This is a genomic window from Streptomyces sp. GQ60 (genome assembly GCF_059758875.1).
In genome coordinates this window covers 282,698-303,239 of sequence record NZ_JCAXEG010000007.1, presented here as the reverse complement: position 1 = coordinate 303,239, position 20,542 = coordinate 282,698, and the positions used below count along the sequence as shown (strand labels likewise).

Below are 20,542 nucleotides of genomic sequence, written 5' to 3'. Positions count from 1 at the left end.
GGGGAACGGGCGAAGGGCGGGTAGGGGACTCCGCCCCGCAGGGCAGACCACCCGCACCCGCCCCACCCGCGGAGCTACAGGCTGCGCAGCAGCACCGAAGGCGACTCGACGCAGTCGGCGACGTACCGCAAGAAGCCGCCCGCCGTGCCACCGTCGCAGACGCGGTGGTCGAAGGTCAGCGACAACTGCACGACCTGACGGACCGCCAGCTCCCCCTGGTGCACCCACGGCTTCGGGATGATCCGCCCCACACCGAGCATCGCCGCCTCGGGGTGGTTGATGATCGGCGTGGATCCGTCGACCCCGAACACCCCGTAGTTGTTCAGGGTGAAGGTGCCGCCGGTGAGATCGGCCGGGGCCAGCTTCCCCGCCCGGGCCAGCTCCGTGAGCCGGGCGAACTCGGCCGACAGCGACTCCGCGCTGCGCGTGTGCGCGTCCCGGACCACCGGCACCATCAGGCCCCGCTCCGTCTGCGCGGCGAAGCCCAGGTGCACGGCCGGCAGCCGGACGATCTCGTTCGCCGCCAGGTCCACCGTGGAGTTGAGCTCCGGGTGGCGGGCCAGGGCCGCCGTGCAGATCCGGGCGAGCAGCGCGAGCACCGAGATCTTGGGACCGCCCGCGGCGTTCATCGCAGCCCGGGCCGCCATCAGCTCGGTGGCGTCCGCGTCGACCCAGCAGGTGGCGTCCGGGATCTCGCGCCGGCTGCGCGACAGCTTGTCCGCGACCGCCCCGCGCACCCCCTTGAGGGGGATCCGCGTGGCGCCCTCCGGCGCGGTGGAGGCGGCAACGGGGACGACGGCGGGGGCCGCGGCGGCCGGCGCCTGCGCCGGTGCGCGAAGCGCCGTCTCGACGTCCGCGCGCAGGATCAGGCCCTCGGGGCCCGATCCGCGCAGGGCGCGCAGGTCCACCCCGTTGTCCCGGGCCAGCTTGCGCACCAGCGGGGAGATGACCGGCACCGGCCCGGCGACGACGGCCGGTGCGGTGGCCGCCGGTGCCGTGACCGCCCGTGCCGCGGCGGGTGCCGTGACCGCCGGGACCACGGCCGGAGCCGGACCCCCGGGAGCGGCCCCCGGCGCGGCGGAGCCGGGTCGCACCCGCCTCCGACGCGCCGGACGTGAGTGATCCGTGCCGTAGCCGACCAGCACGTTCCCCGAGCCGGAGGAGGACTCCGCGGGCTCGTCCGCGACATCGGCGGGGTCGGCGGCCGTCCCCACGGCCACGGTGATCAACGGGGCGCCGACGGGCAGTTCGGTCCCCTCCTCGCCGAAGCGGGCGGTGACCACACCGCCGTACGGGCAGGGCACCTCCACCATCGCCTTGGCCGTCTCGACCTCGACGACGGGCTGGTCGATGGCGACGACGTCGCCGACCGCGACCAGCCAGCGGACGATCTCCGCCTCGGTCAGCCCCTCCCCCAGGTCCGGCAGCTTGAACTCCATGACCTGCGGCATCAGTTCTCCCACTGCAGACGGGCCACGGTGTCCAGGATCCGGTCCACGCCGGGCAGGTGGTGCTTCTCCAGCATCGGCGGCGGATACGGGATGTCGAAGCCGGTGACGCGCAGCACGGGCGCCTCCAGGTGGTGGAAGCACCGCTCCGTGACCCGGGCGGCGATCTCCGCGCCCGGTCCGCCGAAGCCGCCGGACTCGTGGACCACCACCGCGCGCCCGGTCCGGCGTACGGAGGCCACGACGGTCTCCTCGTCGAAGGGGACCAGCGAGCGCAGGTCGACGACCTCCAGGTCCCAGCCCTCCTCGCGGGCCGCCTCGGCCGCCTCCATGCACACCGGAAGGGAGGGCCCGTAGGTGATCAGCGTCGCGCTCGTGCCGGTCCGCCGGACGAGCGCCTCGCCGATGCCGGGGACCACCGCGGGGGCGTCGGGCGACCAGTCGGCCTTGGACCAGTACAGCCGCTTCGGCTCCAGGAAGATCACCGGGTCGTCGCTGGCTATCGAGGCGCGCAGCAGTCCGTACGCGTCCTCGACCGTCGCCGGGGTCACGACGGTCAGCCCGGGCGTGGCCACGTAGTACGCCTCGGAGGAGTCGCTGTGGTGCTCCACGCCGCCGATCCCGCCGCCGTACGGCACCCGGATCGTGATCGGGAGCGGCATCGCGCCCCGCGTGCGGTTGCGCATCTTCGCCACGTGCGAGATCAGCTGCTCGAAGGCCGGGTACGCGAACGCGTCGAACTGCATCTCCACGACCGGCCGCAGCCCGTACATGGCCATGCCGACGGCCGCGCCGAGTATTCCGGCCTCGGCGAGCGGGGTGTCCGTGCAGCGGTCCTCGCCGAACTCCTTCGCGAGGCCGTCCGTGATGCGGAAGACCCCGCCGAGCGCCCCGACGTCCTCGCCCATGACGTGGACCGTCGGGTCCTCGGCCATCGCGTCGCGCATGGCCCGGTTCAGGGCCTGTGCCATGGTCGCCGGCTTCGTGGCCGGCGGCTTCACCGCCACCGTGGTCATGATCCGTCCTTCTCTTCCTGCTCGGCCGCGTCCAGCTCGGCACGGAGCATGGCCGCCTGTTCGCGCAGCCGGCCGGTCTGCTCCGCGTAGACGTTTTCGAAGAGGTCCATCGGGTCGAGCACGGGGTCCGCGTTCATCCCGTCGCGGAGCGCCGCCGCCATCTCCTCGGCCGCGTCCTTGGCGGCCTTGATGCCCGCCTCGTCCAGCAGGCCGCGCGAGGTCAGCTCGCGCTCCAGCAGCTCGATCGGGTCGTGCGCCTTCCAGGCCTCGACCTCGGCGTCGCCCCGGTAGCGGGTGGCGTCGTCGGCGTTGGTGTGGGCCTCGATGCGGTACGTGACGGCCTCGATCATGGTGGGTCCGCCGCCGGACCGGGCCCGCCGGACCGCCTCGGACAGCACCTCGTGCATGGCGGCGATGTCGTTGCCGTCGACGAGGCGGCCCGGCATCCCGTACCCCACGGCCTTGTGGGCCAGGGTCGGCGCGGCGGACTGCTTGGCGAGCGGGACGGAGATCGCGAAGCCGTTGTTCTGGACGAGGAAGACGACCGGCGCCTGCCAGACGGCGGCGAAGTTCATGGCCTCGTGGAAATCGCCCTCGCTGGTGCCGCCGTCGCCGACCATGGCGAGCGCGACCACGTCGTCCCCGCGCAGCCGGGCGGCGTGCGCCAGGCCGACCGCGTGCGGCAGCTGGGTGGCGAGGGGAGTCGAGAGGGGGGCTATCCGGTGCTCGCGCGGGTCGTACCCGGTGTGCCAGTCGCCGCGCAGCAGCGTCAGCGCCTGGACGGGATCCAGTCCGCGCGCCACGGCCGCGAGGGTGTCGCGGTAGCTCGGGAACAGCCAGTCCTGCTCCTCCAGGACCATCGCGGCGGCGATCTCGCACGCCTCCTGGCCGACGGTGGAGGGATATACGGCCAGACGGCCCTGCTTGGTCAGGGCGGTGGCCTGGGCGTTGTAGCGGCGGCCGCGCACCAGCTCGGCGTAGCACCGGCGCATCAGCTCGGGGTCGAGCCGGTCGGCGGCCGGTGTGCCCAGCACCCGGTACGGCTCGGGGTCCGGGAGCAGCGGGGCGGCATCCGTACGGGGCCTCCAGGCGGGCGGCGGGGTGGAACGGTGGGACGCACCGGCACCGGGCAGCTCTTGGACCGTCATGGCGGCGTACACCTCCTCGTGGGAAGCGGGGCAGGGAGGGCCCCGGGTGTGAGGCGCCTCACCTACCGATTGTTCGGTTGTCCGGGCAATTTGGCTACAGGCGGCGCCAGGCTGTGGACAAAGTGGCGCCGACGCCCTGGTATGGGTGCAGGACGTCCAGGAGAGGCAGGCATCGGGCGATGACGGATGAACAAATGGCCGGAGCGGGTTCCGGAGCGGGGGGCGCACTCGGGGGCGCGCCCGTACCGCCGGTATCCCCCGGCCCGGCGCCGCCGCCCCGCCCGCTGGACCCGATCGACCGGTCGATCGTGCGGCTGCTCCAGGCGGACGGCCGGGCCTCCATACGTTCCGTCGCCGAGCAGGTCCACGTGTCCCGGGCCAATGCCTACGCCCGGATCAACCGGCTCATCGACGACGGGGTGATCCGGGGGTTCACCGCCCGGGTCAATCACGAACGAGCAGGTCAGGGCGCCTCCGCCTACATCACCCTGAAGATCGTCCAGAACTCCTGGCGCACGGTCCGCGAACAGCTCCGCGAGCTCCCCGGCGCCGCCCACATCGCCCTGGTCAGCGGCGATTTCGACGTCCTGCTCCTGGTCCACACCCCGGACAACCGCACCCTGCGCGAGCTGGTCCTGACCCGCCTCCAGTCCATCCCGGAGGTCCTGTCCACGCGCACCCTGCTGGTCTTCGAAGAAACGGATCTGCTGGCCCGCGACCCGAGCGCGGGCCCCACGATCACCGAGGACTGAGGTCCACCCCGCAGGGCCGCCCAGCCCTTCCGCCGGGGGCGGGCACGCCCCCGGAACCCCTGCCGTCCAGCACCGGAGAGTCCCCGTGATCCCGCCCCGCCTCGCACCCCTGCTCGAGCAGTTCGACTTCGCCCGCGAGCGCCTCACCGCCCGGATGGCGGGCCCCGTCATGGACAGCGGCGACGGCTCGGACACCGAGGTCGGCCCGATGACCGACGAGGAGTACTTCTGGGAGCCCGTCCCGGACTGCTGGTCGGTGCGCGGCCGGCCGGCCGGTCCGGGGCCGCGCGCGACGCTGCTGGCCGGTGCCGGCCCCTGGGGGCGCGACGCCGCGGCCTACCCGCACCCCTGGCCGCCGCCGGTCACCACGATCGCGTGGCGGCTCAGCCACCTCGGCGAGATGATCGCCCTGCGCGCCGACCACGTGGCCGGCAGCCGCTCCCTGACCCGGGAGGTCCACCCGGTTCCGGGTAGTGCCGCGGAGGCGGTCGCCGCCTTCGACGCGGCCGCGGCGGCCTGGCGCGGGGCACTGCTCGGCGTGGACGACGCAGCGCTGGACACGGTCGGGTACTCCAGCTACCCCCACGGCAGCGACCCGGAGGACGTGTTCGTCGACGTCGTGTGGTGGGTCAACCAGGAACTGCTGCACCACGGGGCCGAGATCGCGCTGCTCCGCGACCTGTACCGCGCCCGGCCGCGCCGAGACGGCGGGGCGGGCTGAGACGGCGGGGCGCGCTGTGACCGCGGGCCGCGCTGAGACGACGGCCGGGCCGGGGCGAGGCGGTGGGCCGGGCGCCCCTCAGCGCTGCGTGCGCAGGCCGTCCAGGGCCATGCTGACGACCGCGTCCGCGAGCTGGTCGGGGGTCGTGCCCGGGTGCGGGCGGTACCACTCGACCAGGGAGTTGACCATGCCGAAGAGCAGCCTGGTCGCGAGACGGATGTCCACGTCCGCCCGCAGGTCGCCCTCGGCGGCGGCGGCCTTCAGCAGCTCCGCGACCTGGTGGTCGAACTCGCGGCGGCGCTCCAGGGCCCAGCGCTCGGTGCGGGTGTTGCCCCGGACCCGCAGCAGCAGGGTCACGTAGGGGAGCTCCGAGACGAGGACCTCGACCGTGCGGCGCGTGACGTACTCGACGCGTTCGACCGCGCGGCCCCGTATCGCCCCCGGCTCCGCCAGGACCGTGAAGAGCTCGTCCAGGGCCCGGCTGACGGCGCGGTGGAGCAGCTCCTCCTTGCCGGCGACGTGGTGGTAGATCGAGGACTTCGAGATGCCGGCGGCCTTGGAGAGGTGCTCCATCGAGGTGCCGTCGTAGCCTCGCTCGTTGAAGACCTGGACGGCGACGGACAGGAGGGTCTCGGGCGTGTACGTGTCCCGCTTGGCCGTGGTCATTCGGTGTCCCCCGCCTCGTCGCCGGCGCCGTCTTCGTCCGCGCCGTCCTCGTCCGCGCCCCCGTCTTCGTCCGCCGCGTAGCCCAGCTTGTACAGCGCCAGCGACGGCGCGTACCGGCCTCCGGGACAGCGCTCGTCGAGGTGGTGCAGCAGGTCGTACGCCCAGTCGCGGCCGAGCCGCTCGTGCCATTCGGACGGACCCGCCGGGTAGTTGACGCCGAGCCGCATCGCGGTGTCGATGTCCTCGGCTCCCGCCACCCCGCGCGCGACGGCGTCTGCGGTGAGGTCGATCAGCATCGCGACCGTCCGGGCGACGATCATGCCGGGGACGTCGCCGATGACGGAGACCTTCTTGCCCAGCTTCTGGAACAGGCCGACGGCCTCCGACAGCGTCCGCTCGCTCGTGTCCTCGCTGACGGAGAGCGCGATCCGGGTGGCGCCCCGGTAGTCGAAGGCGAGGTCGAAGTAGACGACGTCGGCGAACTCGATCGCCGTCTTGCCGTCGGCGAGCACGAGCTGCCCCTCGCCCGGGAGCTGGATGTACGGGCCCCCGTGCTCGACGGCGGTGACCGCGATCCCGGCCTCCGCCAGGAGGTCGAGGAGGCCGGCCGCCGGTCCGAGGTCACCGACGACGGTCACCTTCGCGGGCGCGTCCTCGGGGCCGGCCGTGTGCGGGGCCGGGGCCTTCGCGTCCGGGCCGTACGGGTACCAGCCGTGGCCCGACTTGCGGCCGAGGCGGCCCGACTGGACCAGCCGGCGCTGCGCGAGGGAGGGGGTGAACTTGGGGCTGCGGAAGAAGGACTCCCACACCGAGCGGGTGACGGCCTCGTTGACGTCCTGGCCGATCAGGTCGGTCAGCGCGAAGGGACCCATCTTGAAGCCGCCGCTCTCGCGGAGCACGGCGTCGATGGTGGCCGGGTCGGCGCCCTGCTCCTCGTACACCGCGAAGGCCTCGGCGTAGAAGGGCCGGGCGATCCGGTTCACGATGAAGCCCGGAGTGTCGGCGCAGCGCACCGGCGTCTTCCCCCAGCCCAGGACGGTGGCGTACGCGCGGTTGGCGGCGCCCGGGTCCGTCGCGAACCCGGAGACCACCTCGACCAGCGGGAGCAGCGGAGCCGGGTTGAAGAAGTGCAGGCCCAGGAAGCGCCCGGGGTGCGCGAGGCCGGCGGCGAGCTCGGTGACCGAGAGCGAGGAGGTGTTGGTGGCGAGCAGCGCCTCCGGTGAAACCACCTCTTCGAGGGCCGCGAACAGGGCCCGCTTGACGGTGACGTCCTCGACGACCGCCTCCACCACGAGGGCGGCTCCGGCCAGCTCCGGCAGCTCGGCCGCCGACGCGATCCGGCCGATCGCGTCCTCGGCCTCGGCGCGGTCCAGCCGGCCCTTGGCGGCCATCCGCTCGACGCGGTCCTGGACGAATCCGACCGCGTCGGCGGCGAGCACGGCGTTGATGTCGTAGATCAGCACGCGGTGACCTGCGAGAAGGGCGACTTGGGCGATGCCCTGCCCCATGGTGCCGGCGCCGACGACCGCCACTGTGCGGGACCGCTCGATTGCTGTCATGCCCAGATCCTCCCGCACCGACTTGTCCACAGGTCTGCCGGGCCCTCTTGTCCCGACCGATCGTTCGGTTACTCTAACTCCAGTCTGCTCTTGTTCATCCCTTCTTGCCTGCCCCGATCGCCTGATCCCGCCCGGCTCAAAGAGGAGTTGGTCCCTGATGGCCGCCGAGCTCACCGTCCCCCAGCTGTCCGCCAAGCACCGGCCCACCCTGGACCAGGCGCTGGCCACGATCCGCAGCCGCGCCTACTGGTCCCCGCACCCCGAGCACCCCAAGGCGTACGGGGACACCGCACCCGCCGACGGCCTCGCCGCCTTCGAGGCGCTGCGCGGCACCCGGCTCGACCTCGGGCAGCCCGGCACCGACGGCTGGACGGGCGCGGAGACCTCCCCGTACGGCGTGGAGCTCGGCGTCGAGTACCCGCACGTGGACCCGGAGGTGCTGCTGCCCGCGATGCGGGCCGGCATGGGTGCCTGGCGGGATGCCGGACCCGAGGCGCGCGCCCTGGTCTGCATCGAGATCCTGGCCCGCATCTCGGCGCGGACGCACGAGTTCGCCCACGCGGTCATGCACACCAGCGGCCAGGCCTTCATGATGGCGTTCCAGGCGGGCGGCCCGCACGCACAGGACCGCGGCCTGGAGGCGATCGCCTACGCCTACGAGGAGCAGACCCGCGTCCCGGGGCAGGCCGACTGGTCGAAGCCGCAGGGCAAGAAGGACCCGCTGGAGCTCGGCAAGACCTTCACGGCCGTCCCGCGCGGCATCTCCCTGATGATCGGCTGCAACACCTTCCCCACCTGGAACGGCTACCCGGGCATCTTCGCCTCCCTGGCCACGGGCAACCCGGTGCTGGTCAAGCCGCACCCGCGCGCCGTGCTCCCGCTGGCGCTGACCGTCCAGGTGGCCCGCGAGGTCCTCGGCGACGCCGGCTTCGACCCGAACCTGGTCGCGCTGGCCGTGGAGCGTCCGGGCGAGGGCATCGCCAAGGAGCTCGCCGTCCGCCCCGAGATCAAGGTCATCGACTACACCGGCTCCACCGAGTTCGGCGAGTGGCTGGAGACCAACGCCCGCCAGGCGCAGGTCTACACGGAGAAGGCCGGCGTCAACACCGTCGTCCTGGACTCCACCGACAACTACAAGGGGATGCTCTCCAACCTGGCCTTCTCCCTGTCCCTGTACAGCGGCCAGATGTGCACCACCCCGCAGAACCTGCTGATTCCGCGCGACGGCATCGAGACGGACGCCGGGCACAAGTCCTACGACGAGGTCGTCTCCGACCTCGCGGGCGCGGTCGGCGGCCTGCTCGGCGACGACGCGCGGGCCAACGCCCTGCTCGGCGCGCTGGTCAACCCGGACGTCAAGGCCCGCCTGGAGGCCGCGGCCGGGCTCGGCGAGGTCGCACTGGCCTCGCGCGAGGTGGCGAACCCGGACTTCCCGGGCGCGGTCGTGCGCACCCCGGTGATGGTGAAGCTGGACTCGGCCAAGCCCGACGACTCCGCCCCGTACCTGTCGGAGTGCTTCGGCCCGGTCTCCTTCGCGGTGGCGGTCGACTCCACGGCGGACGCCCTCGAACTGCTGCGGCGCACCGTCCGCGAGAAGGGCGCCATGACGGTCGGGGCGTACACCACGTCCGCGGACACCGAGCGGGCCATCGAGGAGGTCTGCCTGGAGGAGTCGGCGCAGCTCTCGCTGAACCTGACGGGCGGGGTCTATGTGAACCAGACCGCGGCCTTCTCCGACTTCCACGGTTCCGGCGGCAACCCGGCGGCGAACGCCGCGCTGTGCGACGGGGCGTTCGTGTCCAACCGCTTCCGCGTGGTGGAGGTCCGCCGCCAGGGCTAGGCCGTCTCTTTCGGCCCGCCCCAGTGGAAGAGGGTCATGGCCACGCTGGTGGCCAGGTTGTAGCTGGAGACCTGCGGCCGCATCGGCAGGGACACCAGGTGATCGGCGCGGGCGCGCAGCTCGGGCGAGATGCCGTGGCGTTCGGAGCCGAAGGCGAGCAGGGCCTCGTCCGGGAGGGTGAGGGCGCGGATGTCCTCGCCCTCCGGGTCGAGGGCGTACAGCGGGCCGGGCGGCAGCGTGCCGAGCTCCACCCGGTCCACGGTGGTGGCGTAGTGCAGGCCCGCGCCGGCCCGGACCACGTTGGGGTGCCAGGGGTCCAGATCGCCCCGGGTGACCACGCCGGTGGCGCCGAAGCCGGCGGCGAGCCGGACGACGGCGCCGACGTTGCCCAGGTTGCGGGGGTTGTCGAGGAGCACGATCGGGGCCGTCCTGGGCCGTGCGTCGAGCCGGGCCCGCCCCTCGTTCCGGTCGGGCCGGACCGCGAGCGCCGCCACCCCGGTGGGGTGCACCCGCGCCAGCAGCCCCTTGAGCGGGGCCCGCCGCACCAGCCGGGCGACGTCCGCCTCCACGTCCTGCGCCAGCTCGCGCGCGAGGCCGCGTACGGCGTCCGGGTCCTCGGCGACGACCAGCCGGACGTCCGCCCCGAAGCGCAGGGCGTGCTTCAGCGCGTGGAACCCGTCGAGGAGGACGAGGTCGTCCCGCTCGACCCCTTCCCGCCACTCCCGTTCGGCATCCCCGGCGTCCCCGTGCTCACTCATACCGCCGACCCTACGGCCCCCGGGCCGACCGTCAGCGCGGCACCGGGCTGGGGAGCGCCGGCTCCGCTTCCGCGTACGGCTCCGGAGTCGGGTCCGGACCGGGCCGCCCTCCCCGGAACCGCCGCGCGGCGACCCGCGCGCCGAGCCAGACCAGGAACCCGGTCGGCAGGAACACCGCGTCGGCGGCGATCATCGCCAGCGAGAAGAACGGCAGGCCCAGCAGCACCGCGATCCCGGCGTGCTCCAGCATCATCAGCGCCAGCAGCACGTTCTTGATCCGCCGGTTGAACAGCGTGAACGGGAAGGCCACCTGGACCGCGACCGTCCCGTAGGACAGCAGCATGACCAGCGTGCCGCTGCTCGCGAGGAAGGCCGAGACGCCGGGCCACGGGGTGAAGTAGTCCAGGTTCAGCGGGTAGTACAGCGCCGTGCCGTCCTGCCACCGCGAACCCTGGATCTTGTACCAGCCGGCCGTCGCGTAGATCAGGCAGACCTCCGCCATGATCACCAGCATCCCGGCGTTGTGCAGCAGGTTGGCCAGGACGTCGAGGACCGCCCGCCCCTCGCCCTCCGGCTCGTAGCGGTCGACCATCCACCACAGCGCGGCGAGCACCCACAGGGCCGCGAAGACCACCAGCCAGCCGGTGCTGAACCCCCCGGTCACGGCCCCGTACGCGAACACCGCGCCGAGCACGCCCCACAGCACCGGCCCCGCCCGGCCGGCCGACGCCGTGCCGAGGCGGCGGGCGCGGCGGGCGTCCAGCGACCAGACCTGCGCGCAGCGGGTCAGGACGAGGTAGATCGCCATCAGGTGGATGACGTTGTCCCCGCCGTCGCCCATGAAGACGCTGCGGTTCTGCAGGGACAGCACGCCGACCGCGAACACCACGGACGTCGCCCGGGTGCGCCAGCCCAGCACCAGCAGGGCGGACGACAGCACGGCCACGGCGTAGACGATCTCGAACCAGAGCGCCGAGTCCGACCACATCAGCACCGTGAACGCGCGGTTCGTGTCGATCAGCCGGCGCGCCAGCTCCCAGCTCCACGGTCCGTCCGGCCCGTACAGCTCGTGGCGGTGGGGGAACTCCCGCAGCAGGAAGAACAGCCAGGTGCCGGCGAAGCCGATGCGGACCACCGCGCTCTGGTACGGCCCCAGCGCCTGCCCGCTGACCCGGGCCAGCGCCCGGCCGGCGGAGGCATTTAGCCCCTTCGCACCGGGGCCCCTCACACCGTCCACCACGGCAGCTCCCGGTAGTACGTCTGGGTGTCGGCCTTCTCGTCGGACCACGCGGGCGCGGGGACCTCCGTCGTCGCCCCGCGCAGCTGGATCCGTACGATGCGGCCCTCCGCGACGCGGCCGGGCCGGCCGTCCTCGCCCGCCGACGCATCGGCCGGGGTGCGCGGGTCCAGCCGGTCCAGGGCGATCCGGCGCAGGTACTGCTCGGAGAGTTCGCCGCGCTCGCCGGTGGACTTGTTGTCCTCGTCGTGCGAGGTGGTGAAGAAGTCCCAGGCCCGGCGGAGCTCGTTCTGCTCGGTGTGGCTCGGCAGCAGGCTGTGCCGGATGGCCGCGCCGTCCTCGGCGGAGAGCCCCCGCCAGTCGCCCGTCACCAGCAGGCCGTCGCCCGTCCGCACTTCCGCGCGCACCTCCACGGCGATGTTCTGCTGGAGCGGGTTGGGGGCGAAGAGCTTCCAGTTCTGTTCGAATTCGGGGTAGATCCAGCCGTCGATCACCCCCGCGTGCCGCTTGCTGACCGTGTTGGACGGGGCCACGTGCAGGAAGACGAGGGCCAGGTGGCAGCAGGCGGCCACCGCCACCGCACCGAGCGCGAGGGCCGTGACGACCCGGTAGGGGGTGGTCAGGCCGGCGATTCCGGGCGCCCTGGGGAGGGGCGGAGCCTCACCTTCCACGGGCTCGCGCTCGTTCGAATCCATCCCGCCCCGATCATCCGGTGTCCACAGGGTTGACCACAGAGGTTGACACCCTACGGGCCCTCGTCCCACCATTGAAGAGCATGAACCGAACGATCGGTCGGTCGGGCGGGACGAGGCGGGAAAAGACCTCTGACAGGGGGCCGTGATGGTGGCAGTGACCCCGGCAGTGACATCGGGGACCGGGGGGCGGGACGCGGGAGGCGACGCGGGGATCGGCGTGACCGCCGACCTCGGCGCGCAGCTCGCGGCGGCGTTCGACGCGGCCGTGGCGGCCGACGAGCGGGTGGAGCCGCGCGACTGGATGCCCGACGAGTACCGCGCCACCCTGGTCCGCCAAATGGCCCAGCACGCCCATTCCGAGATCATCGGCATGCAGCCCGAGGCGAACTGGATCACCCGAGCGCCCTCACTGCGCCGCAAGGCGATCCTGATGGCGAAGGTCCAGGACGAGGCCGGCCACGGCCTGTACCTGTACAGCGCCGCCGAGACGCTGGGCACCAGCCGGGACGAGCTCCTCGACAAGCTCCACGCCGGGAAGCAGAAGTACTCCTCGATCTTCAACTACCCCACGCTGACCTGGGCCGACGTCGGCGCGATCGGCTGGCTCGTGGACGGCGCGGCGATCACCAACCAGGTCCCGATCTGCCGCTGCTCCTACGGGCCGTACGCGCGGGCCATGGTCCGGATCTGCAAGGAGGAGTCCTTCCACCAGCGCCAGGGGTACGAGCTGCTCCTCGCCCTCTCCCGGGGCACCGAGGCCCAGCACGCGATGGCGCAGGACGCCGTCGACCGCTGGTGGTGGCCGTCCCTGATGATGTTCGGCCCGCCCGACGCCGAGTCGGGGCACTCGGCGCAGTCGATGGCCTGGCGCATCAAGCGCCACACCAACGACGACCTGCGCCAGCGCTTCGTGGACATCGCCGTCCCGCAGGCCGAGTCGCTGGGGCTGACCCTGCCCGACCCGGACCTGAAGTGGAACGAGGAGCGCGGGCACCACGACTTCGGAGCCATCGACTGGGCGGAGTTCTGGGAGGTGCTCAAGGGCAACGGCCCGTGCAACGAAGAGCGGATCGGACAGCGCCGCGCGGCGCACGAGGAAGGCGCCTGGGTGCGCGACGCGGCCGCGGCGTATGCGGAGAAGCAGGCGGCGGCCACAGCGGCCGCGGCGGCAAACGGAAGCGAGGCTCGGGTATGACGCAGAACTGGCCCCTGTGGGAGGTGTTCGTCCGCTCGCGGCGCGGCCTCTCGCACACGCACGCGGGCAGCCTGCACGCCCCCGACGCGGAGATGGCCCTGCGCAACGCCCGCGATCTCTACACCCGGCGCGGCGAGGGCATCTCCATCTGGGTGGTGCCCTCCACGGAGATCACCGCCTCCTCCCCGGACGAGCGGGACCCGTTCTTCGCCCCGTCCGCCGACAAGCCGTACCGGCACCCCACCTTCTACGAGATCCCCGAGGGGGTGCAGCACCTGTGACGAGCACCGAGACGAGCACCGAATCCGGGACGGCCGCCGTGGCGGCGGCCCTGGCCCTCGGCGACGACGCGCTGATCCTGTCGCACCGCCTCGCCGAGTGGGCGGGCCACGCGCCCGTCCTGGAGGAGGAGGTCGCGCTCGCCAACATCGCCCTCGACCTGCTCGGCCAGGCCCGCATCCTGCTGTCGACGGCCGGCGACGAGGACGAGCTGGCCTACCTCCGCGAGGAGCGGTCCTTCCGCAACCTCCAGCTGGTCGAGCAGCCGAACGGCGACTTCGCCCACACCATCGCGCGCCAGCTCTACTTCTCGCTCTACCAGCACGAGCTCTACGGCGAACTCGCGCGCGGCGACGGCCCGTTCGCGCCGCTCGCCGCCAAGGCGGTCAAGGAGACCGCCTACCACCGCGACCACGCCGAGCAGTGGACGCTGCGGCTCGGCGACGGGACCGAGGAGAGCCGGCGCCGGATGCGGGCCGGCCTGGACGGGCTGTGGAAGTACACCGGGGAGATGTTCCGTCCGGTGGACGGGCTCGAAGAGATCGACTGGGCCGCCCTGGAAGGCCGTTGGCTGGCCGCGCTGGGCGGCGTACTGGAGCGGGCCGGGCTGGAGTTGCCCCAGGGGCCGCGGCAGGGCGCCTGGGCCGCGGGCGCCGGCCGGCAGGGACTGCACACCGAGTCGTTCGGCCGCCTGCTCGCCGAGATGCAGCACCTGCACCGCAGCCACCCGGGGGCATCGTGGTGACCGGCACCCGTGCCGGCGCCGGTGCGGACGCGAGTGCCGGCACCGGCGCCGGCACCGAGCCGACCCGGCTGGAGGTGGAGCTGGCCGCGCTGGCCGGCTCCGTCCCCGACCCCGAACTGCCCGTGCTCACCCTCGCCGAGCTGGGCGTGATGCGCGGGGTGCGGATGCACGAGGACGGCCACGTGGAGGTCACCCTGACCCCCACCTACACCGGCTGCCCGGCCATCGAGGCCATGTCCGCCGACATCGAGCGGGTCCTGATCGACCACGGCATACCGGAAGTCCGGGTGCGGACCGTGCTGGCCCCCGCCTGGTCCACCGACGACATCAGCGCCGAAGGCCGCCGCAAGCTGGCGGAGTTCGGCATCGCCCCGCCGCGGCCGCACGCCGCCGGCGGACCGGTTCCGCTCACCCTGTCCGTCCGCTGCCCGAACTGCGGATCGACCGACACCGAGCTGCTCAGCCGGTTCTCCTCCACCGCATGCAAGGCGCTGCGCCGCTGCACCGCCTGCCGCGAACCGTTCGACCACTTCAAGGAGCTCTAGATGGCCGTGTCACCGCCGTCGCCCACGCCGGTGGCGCCCGCAGGCCAGGCGGCCACCGCGTCGGCGCGCCCCGCGCGCCACGGCGCGTTCCACACCCTGACGGTGACGGCGGTCGACCGGCTCACCGAGGACTCCGTCGCCCTGACCCTGGCCGTCCCGCCGGAGCTGCGCGCCGAATACCGGCACGCCCCCGGCCAGCACCTCACCCTGCGCCGCGGCGGTTCCGGCGGCCCGGCCGGCACCGCGGAGGTCCGGCGTACGTACTCGATCTGCTCCCCCGCCCCGGCCGCGGACGGGCCCGGTCCCGCCTCGCTGCGGGTCGGGGTGCGGCTGGTGGAGGGCGGGGAGTTCTCCTCCTTCGCCCACAAGGAGATCGCCTCCGGGGACGTCCTGGACGTGATGGTCCCGGCCGGCCGGTTCATCCTGGACCCCGCGGCTGCTCCGGCCGCCGCGCACTACGCCGCGATCGTCGGCGGCAGCGGCATCACCCCGGTGCTGTCGATCGCCGCCACCCTCCTCGCCGCCCGCCCCGACGCCCGGTTCTGCCTGGTGCGCAGCGACCGCAGCGCGGCCTCGACGATGTTCCTGGAGGAGGTCGCCGACCTCAAGGACCGCTATCCCGACCGGTTCCAGCTCGTCACCGTGCTGTCCCGGGAGGAGCAGGAGGCCGGGCTGCCCTCGGGCCGGCTCGGCGAGGAGCGGCTGACGGAGCTGCTGCCCGCCCTGCTGCCGGTCGCGGAGGTGACGGGCTGGTTCCTGTGCGGGCCGTACGGCCTGGTGACGGGAGCGGAGAAGGCGCTGGGCGCGCTCGGTGTCCTCCGCACCCGGGTCCACGAGGAGGTCTTCCACGTCGAAGACACCGCCCCGCCCGCGCGCCCGGCCTCGGCCGACGCCACCCGCGGCCGGGTCACGGCCCGGCTCGACGGCCGTTCGGGCACCTGGCCGGTGCGCGACGGAGAGTCCCTGCTCGACGCGGTGCTCCGGGCCCGCGCGGACGCCCCGTACGCCTGCAAGGGCGGGGTGTGCGGCACCTGCCGGGCCTTCGTCGTATCGGGCGAGGTGCGGATGGACCGCAATTTCGCGCTGGAGGAGCAGGAGACGGAGGCCGGGTTCGTACTGGCCTGCCAGTCGCACCCGGTGTCGGAGGACGTGGAGATCGACTTCGACCGCTGAGCCCCGCCCCATGAGCCCCGCCCCATGAGCTCCTGCCGCTAGAGCTGTGCTTTTTTAGGAACGTGTTCTATCTTGACGCACCGTCAGGCAGAGCGCGATCCGGGCACGCGGGAGGACAGGCAGTGGACTTCACCTTCACCGAGGAGCAGCAGGCCGCCGTCGAGGCGGCCAAGGCCGTGTTCGCGGACGTGGCCCCCGACAGCGTGCCCAGCCCCGCACTCACCCCGCGGGCGGTGGCCGAGGAGTTCGACCGCGAGCTGTGGGCGAAGCTCGCCGACTCCGACCTGCTGAGCCTGGTCCTCACCGAGGAGCACGGCGGCTCCGGACTCGACGCCATCGCCCTGTGCCTGGTCCTGCGCGAGGCGGCGAGGGTACTGGCCCGGGTGCCGCTGCTGGAGCACTGCGCCACCGCCATGGCCGTCCAGGCACACGGCAGCCCCGAGCTGGCCGGCGCCCTGCTGCCCGGCGCCGGACACGGCGGCCTCGTCCTCACCGTCGCCGCGCACGGCCGCACCGGCCACGACCCGGCCGAGCTGGCCGTCACCGCACGGCGGGACGGGGACACCTGGGTCCTGGAGGGGCTCCAGACGGCCGTCGCGTGGGGGCACAGCGCCGACTGGATCGCCGTACCGGCCCACACCGGGGAGGGCGAGGGGGTCCTCGCGTTCGTCCCCCGCGGCGCCGGGGGCCTGTCCCTCGCGGAGCAGTACTCCACCAGCGGGGAGCGGCTGGCCGAGCTCACCCTCGACGGCGTACGGGTCCCGGCCGCGCACCTGATCGAGGCGCCCGGCGCCTGGGACCACCTGCGCCAGCTCCTGGCCACCGGGACCTGCGCGCTCGCGCTCGGCCTCGGCGAGAACGTGCTCGCCATGACCAGCCAGTACACGAGCAAGCGCGAGCAGTTCGGCTTCCCGGTGGCCAGCTTCCAGGCCGTCGCCGTCCAGGCCGCCGACCGCTACATCGACCTGCGCGCCATGGAGGTCACCCTCTGGCAGGCCGCCTGGCGGCTCGACGCCTCCACGGGCGGAGCGGGCGGGCCGCTGCCGAGCGCCGGAGACGTGGCCGTGGCCAAGATCTGGGCCTCCGAGGGCGTACGCCGTGTCGTGCAGACCGCACAGCACCTGCACGGCGGCTTCGGCGCCGACACCGACTACCCGCTGCACCGCTACCACGCCTGGGCCAAACAGCTGGAGCTCCAGCTCGGCCCGGCCGCGGCCCACGAGGAGGCCCTGGGCGACCTGCTGGCCGCCCACCCCCTCGCCTAGCCGCGGACGGGGGCAGCCGTCTCAGACGACGAAGCCCGGGGCGCCCGCGTCGGTGACGACCGGGCGGCCCGCGGCCTCCCAGTCCTGCATGCCGCCGGACACGTTCACGGCGTCGATGTCCTGCCCCCGCAGGTACTGGGCCACCTGGGCGGAGCGTCCGCCGACCCGGCACATCACGTAGACCGGGCTGTCGTCCTCGATCTTCTCGGTCAGCTCACCGATGCGCGCCACGAACTCGCTCATCGGGATGTGCAGCGCACCCTCGGCATGGCCGGCCGCCCATTCGTCGTTCTCGCGAACGTCGAGGACAAAGGCTTCGGAGGGCAGCGCGGCGGCGTCCACCGAGGGAAGCGGTCCGAAGTTCATAGCTGTCGCCTTCTCTCGTCACGGATAGGTGAGCCAACCTATCCGACGGGCCTTCCGCGGCTCACGGAGCGATCAGTGCCGCCAGTTCCGCCTCGCGCTTCGCGACATCGGCGAGGAGCTGCTCCGCGATCTCCTCCAGCAGCCGGTCCGGGTCCTCCGGGGCCATCCGCAGCATCGACCCGATCGCGCTGTCCTCCAGCTCCCGGGCCACCACCGACAGCAGCTCCTTGCGGCGCGAGAGCCACTCCAGGCGCTCGTACAGCTCCTCGCTCTCGCTCAGCCGCACGGCGGCCGGCGCCGGGCCCTCCGCCCACTCCTGGGCCAGCTCGCGCAGGAGCTGCTCCTCGCCGCGCCCGTACGCCGCGTTGACCCGCGCGATGAACTCGTCGCGCCGCTCGCGCTCGGCCTCGTCCTGGGCGAGGTCGGGGTGCGCCTGGCGGACCAGCTCGCGGTAGAGGCGGCGCACCTCCTCCGGCGGGCGCACCCGCTCCGGCGGCCGAACCGCCCGGTCGGTGAGCATCGAGGAGGCGTCGTCGGACATCCCGTCCGAGTCCATCCAGTCGTGGAACAGCTCGTCGACCCCGGGCATGGGCATCACCAGCGAGCGGGCCTCGCGCGCACGGCGCAGGTCCTCCGGATCACCGGTGCTCGCTGCCTTCGCCTCGGCGATCAGGGCGTCCAGCTCGTCGAGGCGCGAGTACATGGGTCCGAGCTTCTGGTGGTGGAGGCGGGAGAAGTTCTCCACCTCCACCCGGAAGGTCTCCACCGCGATCTCGAACTCGATCAGTGCCTGCTCGGCCGCCCGCACGGCGCGCTCCAGGCGCGCCTCGGGCCGCTCGTCGGCAGCGGGGCCGGGGCCGGAGCCGGGCTCGGACGCTTCGGGAACAGTCTGCTCGCTCACCCGGCCAGCCTAAGGCCCCGACGCCCGGGTGTTTCACGTGAAACATCCACCGGTTTCACGTGAAGCATCCCGCCCCCGGCTCGGACGCCCCGCACGCGGACCCCAGCCGCTCAGACCCCGGTCGTCGCCGCGATCCGCCCCGACCGCACGGCCGCCACCAGCACCGCGTGGTCGGCCTCGCTCCGGTCGGCGTAGGCCACGGCGAAGGCGGCGATTGCCTCGTCCAGCTCGTCGCTCTTGCCGCAGTACCCGGCCAGCAGCCGGGGATCAGCGCTGTGCGCGTGGGCCCGTGCCAGCAGGGCTCCGGTCATCCGCCCGTAGTCGTCGAACTGGTCGGCGGCCAGCGCCGCCGGGTCCACGCTGCCCTTGCGGTTGCGGAACTGGCGGACCTGGAAGGGCCGCCCCTCCACCGTCGTCCAGCCCAGCAGGATGTCGGAGACCACCTGCATCCGCTTCTGCCCGGCCACCACCCGGCGGCCCTCGTGCTCCTCCGGCGGGGAGACGAAGCCGAGCCCGGGCAGGTGCGGCAGCAGCGCGGAGGGCCGGGCCTCCTTCACCTGGAGGACCAGTGCCTCACCCCGGTGGTCCAGCAGCAGCACCACGTAGGAGCGGGTACCGACGCTGCCCGTGCCCACCACCCGGAAGGCCACGTCGTGGATCGCGTACCGGGCCAGCAGCGGCAGCCGGTCGCCCTGCAGCGTCTCCAGGTACGGGCCCAGCGCGGCCGCCACGGCCGCCGCCTCCCCGTCCCCGACCCGGCGCAGCACGGGCAGCGCGTCCACGAAGGCCCGGCCCCCGTCGGGTGTGGGCTCGGTGGACTTGGCCGCGAACCGGGCGGAGGTGTTGTTGCGGGCCTTCTCCGAGACCCGTTCCAGCGTGCCCAGCAGGTCACGGGCGTCGGTGTGCGAGACCAGTTCCTCGTCCGCGATGGCGTTCCACGCGTCGAGGGCCGGAAGTTTGGCCAGCAGGCGCATCGTGCGCCGGTAGGCGCCCGCCGCGTCGTGTGCGGCGGCCCGGCAGGTGTCCTCGTCGGCGCCGGCCACCCGGCCGGCCAGGACCAGCGAGGTGGCCAGCCGCTTGAGGTCCCACTCCCACGGGCCGAAGACGGTCTCGTCGAAGTCGTTGAGGTCGATGACCAGCCGGCCGCGCGCGTCCCCGTACAGCCCGAAGTTGGCCGCGTGGGCATCCCCGCAGATCTGCGCGCCGATCCCGGTGACGGGACCGCCCGAGAGGTCGTGCGCCATCAGCCCGGCCGCCCCGCGCAGGAACGTGAAGGGGTTGGCGGCCATCCGGCCGACCCGTATCGGCGTCAGCTCGGGGACCCGTCCGACGTTGGACTCCTCCACCGCGCGTACCGCGTCCGGCCGGTCGGCCGGTGCCTCGAACCGCGCGTGCGCCGCCCGGGGCACCCTCGTGCGCAGCGCCTTGCCCGCCTCCCGGGGAGACCCCGCGGAGTACCGCGGAGCGAACCCCTCGACCACCGGGATCCGTACCGCCGGCTCCGGTTCCACGCCCCGCTGCTGCGCTACCACCGTCATGCGCCCCGCCCCCTGATCGCCATCGGATTTCGGCCCGACCGTACCTAGAGCCCGGCGTCCCTGGCCAGCAGGGCCGCCTGTACCCGGTTCTCGCATTCCAGTTTCGCCAGGATCCGGCTCACGTACGTCTTCACCGTGGCCTCGCTCATGTGCAGCCGCCGCCCCGCGTCCGCGTTCGACAGCCCCTCCCCCAGCAGCGCCAGCACCCCGCGCTCGCGCTCGCTCAGTTCGGCCACCCGGCGCCGTGCCTCCTCGTCACGGCCGGCCGTCCGGCCGGAGGCGAGCTGGTCCACCACCTGCCGGGTCGCCGCCGGGGACAGGTACGCGTCCCCCGCCGCGGCCGCCCGTACGGCCCCGATGAGTTCGCCCGGCGCCGAGTCCTTGAGCAGGAACCCCGCTCCGCCTCCGCTCAGCGCCCGCAGCACGTTCTCCTTCTCCCCGAAGGTGGTCAGGATCAGCGCCCGCACCTCGGGCGCGGCCCGCCCGAGCTCGGCCAGCGCCGTCAGCCCGTCCATCACCGGCATCTGGATGTCGAGCAGCACCACGTCCGGGCCGTGCGCCCGGGCCAGTTCCACCGCCTCGCGGCCGTTCGCCGCCTCGGCGACGACCTCGATGTCCGCCGCCGAGGTCAGGATCATCCTGATCCCGGCCCGGATCAGCGGTTCGTCATCAGCGATCACCACGCGGATCACCTT

Annotated in this window: 21 protein-coding genes; 9 read left to right on the top strand and 12 right to left on the bottom strand. The window is 73.4% G+C overall.

Features of this window, described 5'->3' with window-relative positions:
* Positions 1-74 precede the first annotated feature (74 nt).
* Genes AC6CKD_RS20200 through pdhA form a run of 3 tightly spaced genes read right to left on the bottom strand, consistent with a single transcriptional unit; the run spans position 75 to position 3,612 of the window.
* Positions 75-1,451 (bottom strand): dihydrolipoamide acetyltransferase family protein, encoded by a 1,377-nt coding sequence (locus tag AC6CKD_RS20200; protein ID WP_498328824.1) that lies wholly within the window; start codon positions 1,449-1,451, stop codon positions 75-77.
* Positions 1,451-2,464: an alpha-ketoacid dehydrogenase subunit beta gene (locus AC6CKD_RS20195; protein WP_498328823.1), complete on the bottom strand. Its 1,014-nt coding sequence runs from the start codon at positions 2,462-2,464 to the stop codon at positions 1,451-1,453. Before AC6CKD_RS20195 ends, AC6CKD_RS20200 begins: the two co-directional genes overlap by 1 nt.
* The gene (gene pdhA / locus AC6CKD_RS20190; RefSeq protein WP_498328822.1) at positions 2,461-3,612 is read right to left on the bottom strand and encodes a pyruvate dehydrogenase (acetyl-transferring) E1 component subunit alpha; all 1,152 of its coding nucleotides are present in this window, start codon (positions 3,610-3,612) and stop codon (positions 2,461-2,463) included. The genes AC6CKD_RS20195 and pdhA overlap by 4 nt, the downstream gene beginning before the upstream one ends.
* A gap of 179 nt (positions 3,613-3,791) precedes the next feature.
* Here pdhA and AC6CKD_RS20185 point away from each other — a divergent pair, with 179 nt between their 5' ends.
* Positions 3,792-4,364, top strand: a complete 573-nt coding sequence (locus AC6CKD_RS20185) for an Lrp/AsnC family transcriptional regulator (RefSeq protein ID WP_498328821.1) — start codon at positions 3,792-3,794, stop codon at positions 4,362-4,364.
* An 85-nt stretch (positions 4,365-4,449) separates the two neighbouring features.
* Positions 4,450-5,085 carry a DinB family protein gene (locus tag AC6CKD_RS20180; RefSeq protein ID WP_498328820.1) on the top strand — a complete coding sequence of 212 codons (636 nt, stop codon included), beginning with the start codon at positions 4,450-4,452 and terminating at the stop codon, positions 5,083-5,085.
* Between the two features lie 78 nt (positions 5,086-5,163).
* Here AC6CKD_RS20180 and AC6CKD_RS20175 read toward each other — a convergent pair whose 3' ends face one another.
* Both AC6CKD_RS20175 and AC6CKD_RS20170 read right to left on the bottom strand, forming a co-directional pair.
* Positions 5,164-5,751, bottom strand: a complete 588-nt coding sequence (locus AC6CKD_RS20175) for a TetR/AcrR family transcriptional regulator (RefSeq protein WP_498328819.1) — start codon at positions 5,749-5,751, stop codon at positions 5,164-5,166.
* Positions 5,748-7,310, bottom strand: a complete 1,563-nt coding sequence (locus AC6CKD_RS20170; RefSeq protein ID WP_498328818.1) for a 3-hydroxyacyl-CoA dehydrogenase — start codon at positions 7,308-7,310, stop codon at positions 5,748-5,750. The genes AC6CKD_RS20175 and AC6CKD_RS20170 overlap by 4 nt, the downstream gene beginning before the upstream one ends.
* Positions 7,311-7,467: 157 nt before the next feature.
* On the opposite strand from AC6CKD_RS20170, the gene paaN reads away from it, so the two are divergent.
* The gene (paaN, locus tag AC6CKD_RS20165) at positions 7,468-9,150 is read left to right on the top strand and encodes a phenylacetic acid degradation protein PaaN (RefSeq protein WP_498328817.1); all 1,683 of its coding nucleotides are present in this window, start codon (positions 7,468-7,470) and stop codon (positions 9,148-9,150) included.
* On the opposite strand, the gene AC6CKD_RS20160 is transcribed toward paaN, so the two are convergent.
* The 3 genes from AC6CKD_RS20160 to AC6CKD_RS20150 are packed head-to-tail and all read right to left on the bottom strand — an operon-like array spanning position 9,147 to position 11,840.
* Entirely contained in the window at positions 9,147-9,908 is a 762-nt protein-coding gene (locus AC6CKD_RS20160) for a TrmH family RNA methyltransferase (RefSeq protein ID WP_498328816.1), read from the bottom strand. The two genes, paaN and AC6CKD_RS20160, sit on opposite strands and share 4 nt — an antisense overlap.
* Before the next feature lie 31 nt (positions 9,909-9,939).
* Positions 9,940-11,145: an HTTM domain-containing protein gene (locus AC6CKD_RS20155; RefSeq protein ID WP_498328815.1), complete on the bottom strand. Its 1,206-nt coding sequence runs from the start codon at positions 11,143-11,145 to the stop codon at positions 9,940-9,942.
* The gene (locus AC6CKD_RS20150) at positions 11,133-11,840 is read right to left on the bottom strand and encodes a DUF5819 family protein (protein WP_498328814.1); all 708 of its coding nucleotides are present in this window, start codon (positions 11,838-11,840) and stop codon (positions 11,133-11,135) included. Before AC6CKD_RS20150 ends, AC6CKD_RS20155 begins: the two co-directional genes overlap by 13 nt.
* 145 nt (positions 11,841-11,985) lie before the next feature.
* Here AC6CKD_RS20150 and paaA point away from each other — a divergent pair, with 145 nt between their 5' ends.
* The 6 genes from paaA (at position 11,986) to AC6CKD_RS20120 (ending at position 17,042) form a co-directional block, all read left to right on the top strand.
* Positions 11,986-13,035 carry a 1,2-phenylacetyl-CoA epoxidase subunit PaaA gene (gene paaA / locus AC6CKD_RS20145; protein ID WP_498328813.1) on the top strand — a complete coding sequence of 350 codons (1,050 nt, stop codon included), beginning with the start codon at positions 11,986-11,988 and terminating at the stop codon, positions 13,033-13,035.
* Complete coding sequence (paaB, locus tag AC6CKD_RS20140) at positions 13,032-13,316, top strand: 1,2-phenylacetyl-CoA epoxidase subunit PaaB (protein WP_243331024.1); 285 nt, start codon at positions 13,032-13,034, stop codon at positions 13,314-13,316. The genes paaA and paaB overlap by 4 nt, the downstream gene beginning before the upstream one ends.
* Positions 13,313-14,059: a 1,2-phenylacetyl-CoA epoxidase subunit PaaC gene (gene paaC, locus AC6CKD_RS20135; protein WP_498328812.1), complete on the top strand. Its 747-nt coding sequence runs from the start codon at positions 13,313-13,315 to the stop codon at positions 14,057-14,059. Before paaB ends, paaC begins: the two co-directional genes overlap by 4 nt.
* Before the next feature lie 68 nt (positions 14,060-14,127).
* Positions 14,128-14,604 (top strand): 1,2-phenylacetyl-CoA epoxidase subunit PaaD, encoded by a 477-nt coding sequence (gene paaD / locus AC6CKD_RS20130; RefSeq protein ID WP_498328946.1) that lies wholly within the window; start codon positions 14,128-14,130, stop codon positions 14,602-14,604.
* Positions 14,605-15,777: a 2Fe-2S iron-sulfur cluster-binding protein gene (locus AC6CKD_RS20125; RefSeq protein WP_498328811.1), complete on the top strand. Its 1,173-nt coding sequence runs from the start codon at positions 14,605-14,607 to the stop codon at positions 15,775-15,777.
* A gap of 122 nt (positions 15,778-15,899) precedes the next feature.
* Positions 15,900-17,042, top strand: coding sequence for an acyl-CoA dehydrogenase family protein (locus AC6CKD_RS20120; RefSeq protein WP_498328810.1), 1,143 nt, complete (start codon positions 15,900-15,902; stop codon positions 17,040-17,042).
* A 21-nt stretch (positions 17,043-17,063) separates the two neighbouring features.
* Here the strand turns inward: AC6CKD_RS20120 and AC6CKD_RS20115 are convergent, their stop codons facing one another.
* The 4 genes from AC6CKD_RS20115 to AC6CKD_RS20100 all read right to left on the bottom strand — a co-directional run bounded on the left by AC6CKD_RS20115 (position 17,064) and on the right by AC6CKD_RS20100 (position 20,539).
* Positions 17,064-17,408 (bottom strand): rhodanese-like domain-containing protein, encoded by a 345-nt coding sequence (locus tag AC6CKD_RS20115; protein WP_498328809.1) that lies wholly within the window; start codon positions 17,406-17,408, stop codon positions 17,064-17,066.
* 61 nt (positions 17,409-17,469) lie between these two features.
* Entirely contained in the window at positions 17,470-18,309 is an 840-nt protein-coding gene (locus AC6CKD_RS20110; protein ID WP_498328808.1) for a J domain-containing protein, read from the bottom strand.
* A 110-nt stretch (positions 18,310-18,419) separates the two neighbouring features.
* Complete coding sequence (locus tag AC6CKD_RS20105; RefSeq protein WP_498328807.1) at positions 18,420-19,847, bottom strand: DUF2252 domain-containing protein; 1,428 nt, start codon at positions 19,845-19,847, stop codon at positions 18,420-18,422.
* A 44-nt stretch (positions 19,848-19,891) separates the two neighbouring features.
* Positions 19,892-20,539 (bottom strand): response regulator, encoded by a 648-nt coding sequence (locus AC6CKD_RS20100; RefSeq protein ID WP_498328945.1) that lies wholly within the window; start codon positions 20,537-20,539, stop codon positions 19,892-19,894.
* Positions 20,540-20,542 lie beyond the last annotated feature (3 nt).

Coding starts and splice junctions, on each gene's coding strand:
- AC6CKD_RS20170 (WP_498328818.1), bottom strand. CDS start 7,310: ATGACAGCAATCGAGCGGTCCCGCACAGTGGCGGTCGTCGGCGCCGGC.
- AC6CKD_RS20195 (WP_498328823.1), bottom strand. CDS start 2,464: ATGACCACGGTGGCGGTGAAGCCGCCGGCCACGAAGCCGGCGACCATG.
- paaA (WP_498328813.1), top strand. CDS start 11,986: ATGGTGGCAGTGACCCCGGCAGTGACATCGGGGACCGGGGGGCGGGAC.
- AC6CKD_RS20115 (WP_498328809.1), bottom strand. CDS start 17,408: ATGAACTTCGGACCGCTTCCCTCGGTGGACGCCGCCGCGCTGCCCTCC.
- AC6CKD_RS20105 (WP_498328807.1), bottom strand. CDS start 19,847: ATGACGGTGGTAGCGCAGCAGCGGGGCGTGGAACCGGAGCCGGCGGTA.
- AC6CKD_RS20160 (WP_498328816.1), bottom strand. CDS start 9,908: ATGAGTGAGCACGGGGACGCCGGGGATGCCGAACGGGAGTGGCGGGAA.
- AC6CKD_RS20185 (WP_498328821.1), top strand. CDS start 3,792: ATGACGGATGAACAAATGGCCGGAGCGGGTTCCGGAGCGGGGGGCGCA.
- AC6CKD_RS20125 (WP_498328811.1), top strand. CDS start 14,605: ATGGCCGTGTCACCGCCGTCGCCCACGCCGGTGGCGCCCGCAGGCCAG.
- paaN (WP_498328817.1), top strand. CDS start 7,468: ATGGCCGCCGAGCTCACCGTCCCCCAGCTGTCCGCCAAGCACCGGCCC.
- AC6CKD_RS20150 (WP_498328814.1), bottom strand. CDS start 11,840: ATGGATTCGAACGAGCGCGAGCCCGTGGAAGGTGAGGCTCCGCCCCTC.
- pdhA (WP_498328822.1), bottom strand. CDS start 3,612: ATGACGGTCCAAGAGCTGCCCGGTGCCGGTGCGTCCCACCGTTCCACC.
- AC6CKD_RS20200 (WP_498328824.1), bottom strand. CDS start 1,451: ATGCCGCAGGTCATGGAGTTCAAGCTGCCGGACCTGGGGGAGGGGCTG.
- AC6CKD_RS20175 (WP_498328819.1), bottom strand. CDS start 5,751: ATGACCACGGCCAAGCGGGACACGTACACGCCCGAGACCCTCCTGTCC.
- paaB (WP_243331024.1), top strand. CDS start 13,032: ATGACGCAGAACTGGCCCCTGTGGGAGGTGTTCGTCCGCTCGCGGCGC.